The organism is Spirillospora sp. NPDC000708 (genome assembly GCF_040299565.1).
In the GTDB taxonomy this organism is placed as follows: Bacteria; Actinomycetota; Actinomycetes; order Streptosporangiales; family Streptosporangiaceae; genus Spirillospora.
The window spans coordinates 2,192-12,150 of record NZ_JBEPCJ010000163.1 but is presented as its reverse complement, the minus strand read 5'-3'; the positions used below and the strand labels follow the sequence as shown (position 1 = coordinate 12,150).

Genomic DNA, 9,959 nt, shown 5'->3' with positions numbered 1-9,959 from the left:
CGAAGTCCATCGCGAAGCGACGCCGAAGGCGCCCTTGACTTTGGAGGGGCGGCCCCGTACGCAAGCGCCACCCCACCACCCGAACACCCCTCTTGTCATTCTTTCGAACACTCATATTTATGACTTCCGAACGTGCGCTCTGACCTTCGGCCTTGCGACACAGAGGCACCTACTCTCTTCCCCCCGCACTTCGGCCCAACTTCGCTACCGTCACCCCTCAAGCGCCACCGCTGCCTCGCCTCTGGGCACGTAGCACCCCTACCTGTGGCCACACCACACCCGCCTCAGCCAACCTCGCCCCACAACACTTCGCACACCGCTTGGCCCAGCCAGATCTCGATCACACCTCGGGCACCGCTTCGCTCCACCAACGCTGTTGCGCACCGCTCACCCCCAACACCTCATCCACCGCTTCGCCCCCCAACACCTCGTGCACCGCACCACCCCGCCTACGACACTCGCCTTGCCTACCTACGGCCTCGTCTCACAACGCCTCCCCGCAGCCTCACCCCTCGCCTCCCCGCAGCCTCGTCACCCCGCCGCCCCGCCACCTCGTCATCCCGCCACCTCGCAGCCTCGTCCCCACCACCTCGTCACTCCGTCACCCGCCGTCACTCTTCGCCCGTCACCCCTCGCCCATCATCGCGAGACTCGTTACCCTCACCAGTTCACGCGTCACCCCAACCACCAACATCCGGCCCCGCACCGCCTGGCCTCACAGCCGCGCCGCCTTGGGCACACTGACGCCATCGCTCCTGCGGCGCCGTCCCGCCACACACCGCCTCCAGCGGCGCAGCCGCCACGCCTCCTGACGGTCTTGACCGCGCTGAATCTGGGAGGCCAGCGGCGCCATCGCCGACTCCAGGGTCGGTCTCGTCACGCTGTCAGCCATGTAGTCGGGCCACCTCCCCTTGGCGGCCCCAGCCAGGACTCCAAATTGCCCCGCCCCGGCGGCCGTGCGCGTTCTCGGGATCGTCCTCGAACGGCGCTCACCAGCCTGGTCTCCCTCCTTGCGGGCGGCCGATGAGTTCTGAGGACGGCGCTGGTCGAACCCCGTGAGCACCGTGAATCATCGCGATCGTCCAAGGAGCATCAGGATGCGGAAGATCACCGCTGGGCTGTTCATCTCGCTCGACGGAGTCGTCGAGAACCCGCAGGACTGGCACTTCCCGTACTTCAACGAGCAGATGGGCGAGGCCGTCGACGCGCAGATGAGCTCGGCCGACACCCTCCTGCTCGGCCGCCGGACGTACGACGGCTTCGCGGGTGCGTGGCCGGAGCGGGAGAAGGCCGGTGCTGAGGACGCGGCGTTCGCCAAGAAGCTCGGTGACGCCCGCAAGATCGTGGTGTCGACGCAGGAGCTCGACTTCACCTGGCGCAACTCCGAGCAGCTCAAGGGCGATCTCATCGAGGCCGTGACGGCGTTGAAGGACGAACCGTCGACGTCGGACATCGCGATCAGCGGGTCGGTGTCGCTCGTCCGGCGGCTGCTGGCGGCGGGACTCCTCGACGAGCTGCACCTGCTGGTCCATCCGATCGCTGTGGGCGCGGGGATGCGGCTGTTCGAGGACGTGGACGCGCCGCTGCCGCTGCAGCTCATCTCGTCGGAGACCTTCACGACCGGCGTTGTGCATCTGGTCTACCGCCGCGACGAGGGCGCTCCGACGGGCGACTACGCGAAGGCCAGGGAGAGCCTTCCGCAGTCCGCCGGCTAGGGAGTGCTCCTCGGGCGAGTCGGTCACGGGACGCTCAGCATGCGGGCGCCAGAGCGGCCAGCGCGGGCAGTGCTCGGGCAGGTCGTGCGGCCCCATGCCTGCGAGGGCTCGAAGGCGGCCGGGCCTTCCGGCGCCGGGGCGGGCAGCCCGCGGCGCCGGAAGGGCGGGCGGCTCAGCGGTGGGTGCGGAGCCCGTAGCCGTAGGGGAACAGCGGGTCGTAGTTCTTGTCGCCGACGTTGATCGGCTCCTGCGACTCGCTGCGCGGCCACGTGTAGGACAGGCGGCCGGTGAACGGACGGTTCCCGAAGAGCGTGTCGGAGACGCCGGCGCCCTCACTGCCGGGCAGCCACGACATCACGAACGCGTCCATCTTCGGCAGTTCGTCGGTGACGATCTGCGGCCGCCCGGCGACGTCCAGGACGACGCACTTCTCGATGGCGGAGCAGACCTTGTCGATGTTGGCCTTGTCGGCGTCGGACAGGTTGAGGGTGTGTCCGTTGCCGACGTCGCCGACGCCTTCGGCGTAGGGCGTCTCGCCGACGACGACGACTCCGACGTCGCTTCCGGCCGTGGGCGCGGAGGCGTCGGCGCTGTAGGTGACGTTCTTGGCGTTCTGCTTGATGCCCTGCAGGATCGTGGTCCCGGGGATGGTGTTGCCGGAGGCCCCCTGCCAGGTGACGGTCCAGCCGCCGGCCTGGTTGCCCATGTCGTTGGCGTTGACGCCGGCGACGTAGATGCGCTGCGACTTCTTCAGCGGCAGGACGCGGCCGGAGTTCTTCAGCAGCACCTGCGACTCGGCGACGGCCCGGCGGGCGACGGCGCGGTGCGCGGGCGAGCCGACGGACTTGATGTTGGTCCGGTCGGTGTAGGGGTGCTCGAAGAGCCCGAGTTCGAACTTGGCCTTGAGGATGCGGGCCACGGCGTCGTCGATGCGGGACGTCGCGACGCGTCCGGCCTTCACCTCGGCGAGGAGGGTCTGCTCGAACTGCGGCGCGCTGTAGGGCTCCATGAACATGTCCATGCCGGCGTTGACGGCCGTGCGGACCTGGGCGGCGTAGTCACCGGGGAGCTGGTGGATGGCCTCCCAGTCGCTGATCAGGAACCCGTCGAACCCGATCTTCTTCTTGAGGACGTCGGTGAGCAGCTCCTTGCTGGCGCTCATCTTGACGGGGTTGCCGACGCCGTCCTCGGTCCAGTCGACGCTGGAGAACGACGGCATGATGCTGCCGACGTGGTACTTGCGCACGGCCGGCACGTACGGCGCCAGGTCGATCTTGTTGAAGTGGGCGCGGTCGGTGATGGTGACGCCCTGGTCGATCGTGTAGGTGCCGCTGGTGGACGACCCGTACTTGGTGTCGCCGTCGCCCGCGTAGTGCTTGGCGGTGGCGAGGACGTGCGCGGGGTCGGCGAGGTCCTTGGTGGTGCGCCCCTGGAAGCCTTCGAGGGCGGTCTCCATCTTGATGACGAGCGCGGGGTCCTCGCTGAAGGACTCGTACGTCCGTCCCCAGCGGAGGTCGCGGGAGACGCAGATGCAGGGCGCGAACACCCACTGCGGGCCGGTCGCGCGCGTCTCGGTGGCGGTGATCCGCTCTTCCTCGCGGACGAGCGCGGGGTCGCGGGTGGCGCCCATCGCGTTGTTGTGCGGGAAGACCGTGGCGCCGACGAGGTTGTTGTCGCCGTGCACCGAGTCGATCCCGTACAGCAGCGGGATCTTCAGCCGGGTCTTGAGCGCGGCGGCCTGGTACCGGTCGACCATGTCGGCCCAGCCGGACGGGGTGTTGTCGGCCGGCACGGACCCGCCGCCGGACAGCACCGAGCCGAGCGCGAGCCCGGTGATCTGGCTCGGGTCGGAGTCGATGGCGCCGCGTTCGGCCTGCGTCATCTGGCCGATCTTCTCTTCGAGCGTCATCCGGCCGAGCAGGTCGGAGACGCGCTGGGCGACGGGGAGCCGCGGGTTGAGGTAGGGCGCGGAGGCGGGCGCGTCCGCGAGGGCGGGGCCGGACGCCGCGGGTACGGCGGAGGCGGCGACCGCGAGCGCGATCAGCGAACGCCTGATCCGGGTGGCCGTTCGGGTGTGGGGGTGTCGCAAGATCCCTCCTGGGTCGTGACGGCGACGGCGACGCGCGCGGCCCGGTGGACCGCGCGCCCGCGCGTGTCCGCGGGTGGGCGGACGGGGTCACGGCGCGCCCGGACGGCCATGACCCCTGCGGCGGGCTGCAGCGTCAGAAGGAACCTCCCCCGGCCTTGATCATCTGTCAAGGACCCCCCGCCCGACCTCGATGATCTTGGTCGAAGCATGGGGCCGGACGGCTTGACGGCGGCTAAATTCACTATTTAAATTATCGGCCGAAATAAGCCGGTCGGACGGGTCGGGCGCCGGTCGCCCCGCCCGCCTTCGCGCTGCCCGGCCGCGCACCGCCCGGCCGCCCGTCCCGGCCCAGTGGCCACACCCGGCCGCGCTCCCTCCCACGCCGCCCCCGACCGCGCATGCCCTACATCCACCCCGTGGCCGCTCGCGCAACCGTCCCGACAGCGGCCGACACCTCGGCGTCCGAAAGTGCGCGGAGGTTGTCGTTCCAGCCGCTCGTGCGGGGCCCGGCCCGCCGCGGAGCATGGCGCCATGAACGACTTCGGCATCGGCGGCCGGTCCTGGTGGAGGGCCGGGCTCGCCGTCGCGACGGTGGGGTGGGGCGCGCAGCAGTTCGCGCCGCTCCTGCCGCTGTACCGGGCCAGGCTCGGCCTCTCCGCGACGACCGTGCAGGCCACCTTCGGCATGTACGTGCTCGGGCTCGTCCCCGGGCTGCTGCTCGGCGGCCCGGTCTCCGACCGCCTCGGCCGCCGCCGCGTGCTCGTCCCGGCGCTCGCCGCATCCGCCGCCGGAACGGTCCTGCTGGTCCTCGGCGGGACCGGCTCCGGATGGCTGTTCGCGGGACGGCTCGTCGCGGGCGTCGCGAGCGGCGCCGCGTTCAGCGCCGGCGCGGCCTGGATCAAGGAGCTGTCGGCGACGGCGGCGGGCGCGGCGCCGCGCCGGCTGACGATCGCGATGAGCGTCGGGTTCGGGCTCGGGCCGCTGGCCGCCGGGCTGCTCGCGCAGTGGGCGCCCGCCCCGACCGTCGCGCCGTACGTCCCGCACCTGCTCCTCGCCTGCCTCGCGCTGCCGCTCGCGGCCCGCGCCCCGGAGACCGACCGCCGGACGGGCGCGCCGGACCGCCTCCGGGACGCCCTGCGCGTCCCCGAGGCGCTCGGGCGCCGTTTCCGGACGGTGGTCGTGCCGCTGGCGCCGTGGGTGTTCGGGTCCGCGTCGGTCGCGCTCGCGTACCTTCCGGGGCTGGTCGGCGACCGCCTCGGCGGGCACGCCCTCGTGTTCGGCGCGGCCGTCACGACGCTGACGGCCGCGGCGGGGATCGCCGTCCAGCCGCTCGCTCGCCGGGTCCGCGCGCCGTGGCGGCTGCTCATGACGGCGCTGGGCCTCGTCACCGCCGGGATGCTCGTCGCGACCGGCGCGGCGGCCGCGTCAAGCCCGGTGCTGGTGGTCGCGGCGGCGCTGGTGCTCGGCGCGGCGTACGGGTGCTGCCAGCTGTGCGGGCTGCAGGAGGTGCAGCGGCTCGCCCGCCCGGAGCGTCTCGCCGCTCTGACGTCGGTCTACCAGGCCGTCTCCTACGTCGGCTTCGCGGTGCCGTTCCCGCTGGCCGCCGCCGGACGGCTCGCCCCGCCGCCCGTCCTCCTGCTCGCCATGACGGGCCTGGCCGCGCTGACCCTCGCCGCGCTGGCCCGCACCGGACGGTCCCGCGCCGGAGACACCGGCGCCGTACCGGTCGAGCGGCCGGTTGATCAGCCGGGAACGGCCGAGGCACGGAAGGTCCGCCGGTAGGCGTCCGGCGAGACGCCGAGGACGCGGTGGAAATGGCGGCGGAGCGTGGCGGCGGTGCCCATGCCGGTCCGGTCGGCGATCACGTCGACGCCGTCGTCGGTGGTCTCCAGCAGCTCCTGCGCGCGGCGGACGCGCTGGGCGTGCAGCCACTGCAGCGGCGTCGTCCCGGCGACGGCGTGGAAGTGCCGCGCCAGGTTGCGGGAGCTCATCCCGGCGCGGCGGGCGAGGTCCTCGACGGTCAGCGGTTCGTGCAGCCGGGCGAGCGCCCACGGGAGCAGGCCGGCGAGCGCGCGCTCGCGGCCGGGCCCGACGGGCGCGGGGATGTACTGGGCCTGCCCGCCGGGCCGGTGCGGCGGGACGACGAGCCGCCGCGCCAGGTCGTTCGCGACGGCGGCGCCGTGGTCGAGGCGGACGATGTGCAGGCACAGGTCCATGCCGGCGGCCTTGCCGGCCGACGTCATCACGGACCCGTCGTCGATGTAGAGCACGCCGGGGTCGACCTCGACGCGCGGGTACAGCTCGGCGAGGCGCGCCGCGTGCATCCAGTGAGTGGTGGCGCGGCGCCCGTCCAGCAGCCCGGCGGCGGCGAGGACGAACGCGCCGGTGCAGATCGACACCACCCGGGCGCCGGCGTCGTGCGCGTCGCGGACCGCGGCGACGAGGTCCGCGGGCGGCTCCTCCAGGACGTTCCGGCAGGCCGGGACGATCACGGTGCCGGCGGCGGCGAGGCCGTCGAGCCCGCGCGGGGCGTCCACCTGGAACCAGCCGCCGAGCCGGACGGACGCGGGGGCGCAGACGGTGAAGTCGTACCAGGGGTCGGCGAGGCCGCGGTCGACGCCGAACACCTCGCAGGGCGCGGCGACCTCGAACAGGGTGATCCCTTCGCTGACGGCGAGCGCGACGGTCGGCATGTCCGGAATCGTACGCCCGGGGCTGTTCCGGACGGGCACAGTTCCGGGCGCGCGCCGTTCCGGACGGGCACTGCTCCAGACGGGCAGTGTTCCGGACCGGGGGCGGGCGCACCGGGGCGCCCGGCCGGCCTGCGGGTGGTGGGCCGACCGGGCGCGTACGGTCCGGTGCTCGGAGGTGCCGGGCGGTGCGGGACCGGGGCTCAGCCCGGGTGGCGCCCGCCGCCCTCGCCGTGCTCGGCGTGCGTGCCGTCGTCGCGCGTGACCTCGACGCGCTCCTTGCGCAGCTCGCCGCGGACGGTCTGCTCGTCCTGCACCTGCTCGGTGCGGATCCGGAGCCGTTCCACCGGGACGGTCTCCTTCGCCACGACCGGGCGCTCCTCGTAGAGGATGATCTCCTGGTCGTCCTCGGTGATGGTGACCTGCACGCCGGGCCGCCCGTCCGTGATCGGCTCCCGGTCGATCTTGATCTCCTCGTGGCTGACCGGGACGGTCCGCTCGACCATCTCGGTCTCCACCCACTTGCGGACGTGCACGCGGCCGGACTCGTGCCGCTCGGTGTCGATGCGCAGCCGCTCCTCGGACCGGGTGATCTCGGTCATCGGGGCGCCGGGCTGGGCGGGCAGCGGCTCGCCGCGCTTGTCCCGCTCGGGGTGGACGGCCATCCCGGCGGCGCCGGTGGTGCCCGCGGTGCCGGTGGTGCCCGGGGTGCCGGTGCCGGTCTTGCCGGTGGTGCCCGCCTCGCCGGTGCCGCCGGTGGTGCCGGCCATGCCGGACGGCGCCCTGCCCTGCGCGCCGGTCGTGCCCTGGTCGGACGCGGCCCGCTCGCCGGCCATGTCGCGGTCGCCGGCCGTCCCCGTGTCCGCGCCGCGGTCCGTGCCGCCCTCGGCGCGTCCCTCGGCCGTGCCTTCGCCGCCCTCCGTGCGGCGGCCGCTCGGCGGGCGCACGCCGTAGTGCCGGTACAGGTCGACGATCTGGGCGTGCGAGAGGTGCTCGTCGGCGTCCACGTTGGGCGCGCCCTTGATCGTCTCCTTGTCGTAGGGGACCTGCAGCATGTCCTGGGCCTTGCGGGCGCCGGACAGCGGGACGAAGCTCTCCCGCATCCCGAACCATCCGGTGTGCACCGTCACCCACTCCGGCGCGCCGGAGTCGTCATTGAGGTAGACCTGCTTGACCGTGCCGACCTTGGCGCCGTGGGTGTCGGTCACGCTCATGCCCATGAGTTCCCGCACCTGTGTCTGCACCTGCACGTTGAACACCCCCGAGTTGCCTGATTACCTCCTGATTTTTCCGTACTGCGCACTGGTAAACACGTTTGCCGAATGATGGACGGTGATTTGCCCGGCCCTGACCGTGCGGCGCCGGGCACTCCGTCCGCCATTTTCCGGAAGATGCGCAGATGGCCGCCTATTTGACAATGGCCATATTCGCATTGTGGTGATCATTTTAGGCTGTACCGGTTTGCCTTTTCCGGCACCGCGAAAGACTGACGGCTGGAGCGCGAAAGGCTGTACCGACACATCGGAGAAATGGCATGGACGACGTCACGCCCGCCGGACGCGGGCGGCGCACCGGCGCCTGGTGCGCCGCCGCCACGGCCCTGTCCTGCACGGTCGCCGGGGGCGCGATCACCGCCGCGGCGGTCGCCGCCGGGGCCGCCGAGCCGTCGCCGGCCCGGCGCCCGCCGGGCTGGTGCGCGCCGGAGGGGGCGCTCACCGCGCGGGCGATGCCGCAGAAGATCAAGATCTCCGAGTGCGACCTGCGCGGCCGGGTGGTGCGCGGCGAGAACGGGCTGGCCGCGACGGTCCCGTCCGACGGCACCTCGGTGACCGCGCACGCGCTGCGCACCGACGGCGCGTCCGAGCTGCGCGTCGGGGTGGACGAGGCGAAGGGCGAGATCACCCTCACCACCACCGGGACGCGCGTGCCGCAGGGCCGGCCGCGCGAGTTCCGCGCGCCGATGGAGGCCTGCCAGGACGGCGCCTACCAGCAGGAACCGAGCAAGTGGCCGAAGGGCTCCACGATCGAGTGGCACTACTACCCGGGGACGGCGGGGCTGCCGGTCTCGGGGGTGTCGGCCGGGGTCTCCAACGTGTTCGAGGCCAGGACGGACTGCACGCCGTCCCATGCGTTCGCGCCGCTGCCGGACGTCTCGGCGAAGTACGCGGGCCAGACGGCCACGGCGCCGAACGTGACCTCCGCCGCCGTCTGCGGCGACCGCGACGGGACGAACGTCTCGGGCTGGGAGGCGATGCCGGGCGCGGAGCCCGACGTGCTCGCGGCGACCTGCACCTGGTTCCGGGGCGACACGACGATCGAGAGCGACACCGCGCTCCAGGAGCAGGGGAAGAAGTGGTGGCCGGGCCCGCAGGACGGCTCGTCCTGCCCGGCGGGCAGCTACGACGCCGCGGCCGTCACGACGCACGAGACGGGCCACATGCTCGGCCTCGGGCACGTCGAGGGGTCGCAGCATTCCGAGCTGACGATGGCGCCGACCGTCGCGGCGTGCGACGACGACCCGGCCACCCTGGGGAAGGGCGACTACGACGGGCTCATCGCGCTGTACGGGGCCCGCTCGTCCGCCTGACCGGAATTCCGCGCCGGTCCGGTAGCTCGCCGGGCGGCGTCGTTGTCGACGTCATTTCCCCATCTTCCCGACGACGACGATGCGGTGCCGGTCCGAGCCTTTCGGGGTGCAGCTGATAAGGGTGACGTACTGCCCGTTCGGCGCCTTTCCCGGCTTGAAGGGCACAGGTTCGAGCGCGCGCCGGTCGGTCGGCAGGATGGTGTGCCTGCCGCGCACCCGGTAGACGTAGGTCTTGTGGTGCGCCTTGAGGACGATCCGGTCGCCGCGCCGCAGCCGGTCGAGTTGACCGAACGGGTGCAGCCACGTGGTGCGGTGCCCCAGCAGGACGGTGTTGCCGAGCGTCCCGGGCGGGGCCGTCCTCGGGTAGTGGCCGACGCCCTTGCTGAGCACGCGCTCGGAGACGCCCTCGCGCACCTTGATCTTCAGGTGGATCCGCTTGATCGAGATGGTGGCGATCACCTTCCCGATCCGCGGGCGGGCGGCGTGCGCCGCGGCGGCGGTCGTCCGGCCGGGCGCGGCCGCGGCGGCCGCCGGGGCGGCGTGCGCCGCCGGCATCCCGGCCGCCGCCACGCATCCGGCGGCGAGGAGCGCCACCGCGGGCAGCGCCCTGCCCGGCGCCCGTAAGGCCCTTCCGCTCGGCGGCGGCGCGCCGTCCCAGGACCGGTCGTCCCGGCTTCCGTCTTTCACCGTCTTCGTCTCCAGCGTCGTCTTCGCCATGGTCTCGATCTCCACATCCGTCTCCGTCTCCAGTGAGACTCCGGTGAGAAAGGAGCCGGGGGGGGGGGCGCGCGCCGGCGGGGCGGGCCGCCCCCGCGCGCGGGCGGGGGGGGGGCGGGGGCCGGGCCCCCCAACCGCCGGGCCGCCCGGCCCCCGCCCAC

Annotated in this window: 7 protein-coding genes; 3 read left to right on the top strand and 4 right to left on the bottom strand. The window is 73.0% G+C overall.

The features are described from left to right. Window positions 1-1,097 precede the first annotated feature (1,097 nt). Complete coding sequence (locus ABT299_RS50885) at window positions 1,098-1,715, top strand: dihydrofolate reductase family protein (RefSeq protein WP_500255264.1); 618 nt, start codon at window positions 1,098-1,100, stop codon at window positions 1,713-1,715. Between the two features lie 172 nt (window positions 1,716-1,887). Here the strand turns inward: ABT299_RS50885 and ABT299_RS50880 are convergent, their stop codons facing one another. Further along, a complete protein-coding gene (locus tag ABT299_RS50880) occupies window positions 1,888-3,804 on the bottom strand; it encodes a glycoside hydrolase family 3 protein (RefSeq protein ID WP_500255263.1) in 1,917 nt (638 codons plus the stop codon). Between the two features lie 531 nt (window positions 3,805-4,335). Here ABT299_RS50880 and ABT299_RS50875 point away from each other — a divergent pair. Beyond that, complete coding sequence (locus ABT299_RS50875; protein ID WP_500255262.1) at window positions 4,336-5,586, top strand: MFS transporter; 1,251 nt, start codon at window positions 4,336-4,338, stop codon at window positions 5,584-5,586. Here ABT299_RS50875 and ABT299_RS50870 read toward each other — a convergent pair. Together ABT299_RS50870 and ABT299_RS50865 are read right to left on the bottom strand one after the other, a co-directional pair. Further along, window positions 5,547-6,497 (bottom strand): helix-turn-helix domain-containing protein, encoded by a 951-nt coding sequence (locus ABT299_RS50870; protein WP_500255261.1) that lies wholly within the window; start codon window positions 6,495-6,497, stop codon window positions 5,547-5,549. The genes ABT299_RS50875 and ABT299_RS50870 overlap by 40 nt on opposite strands. 200 nt (window positions 6,498-6,697) lie before the next feature. Next, a complete protein-coding gene (locus ABT299_RS50865; protein WP_500255260.1) occupies window positions 6,698-7,744 on the bottom strand; it encodes a DUF2382 domain-containing protein in 1,047 nt (348 codons plus the stop codon). Between the two features lie 284 nt (window positions 7,745-8,028). Between ABT299_RS50865 and ABT299_RS50860 the strand changes: the two genes are divergently transcribed. Beyond that, window positions 8,029-9,081 carry a matrixin family metalloprotease gene (locus ABT299_RS50860; RefSeq protein WP_500255259.1) on the top strand — a complete coding sequence of 351 codons (1,053 nt, stop codon included), beginning with the start codon at window positions 8,029-8,031 and terminating at the stop codon, window positions 9,079-9,081. A gap of 51 nt (window positions 9,082-9,132) precedes the next feature. On the opposite strand, the gene ABT299_RS50855 is transcribed toward ABT299_RS50860, so the two are convergent. Continuing rightward, entirely contained in the window at window positions 9,133-9,813 is a 681-nt protein-coding gene (locus ABT299_RS50855; protein WP_500255258.1) for a class E sortase, read from the bottom strand. Window positions 9,814-9,959: the final 146 nt, after the last annotated feature.

What these genes read in the sequence shown, in the direction of transcription:
- ABT299_RS50885 (WP_500255264.1), top strand. Translation starts at nt 1,098, where the DNA reads ATGCGGAAGATCACCGCTGGGCTGTTCATCTCGCTCGACGGAGTCGTC.
- ABT299_RS50875 (WP_500255262.1), top strand. Translation starts at nt 4,336, where the DNA reads ATGAACGACTTCGGCATCGGCGGCCGGTCCTGGTGGAGGGCCGGGCTC.
- ABT299_RS50870 (WP_500255261.1), bottom strand. Translation starts at nt 6,497, where the DNA reads ATGCCGACCGTCGCGCTCGCCGTCAGCGAAGGGATCACCCTGTTCGAG.
- ABT299_RS50860 (WP_500255259.1), top strand. Translation starts at nt 8,029, where the DNA reads ATGGACGACGTCACGCCCGCCGGACGCGGGCGGCGCACCGGCGCCTGG.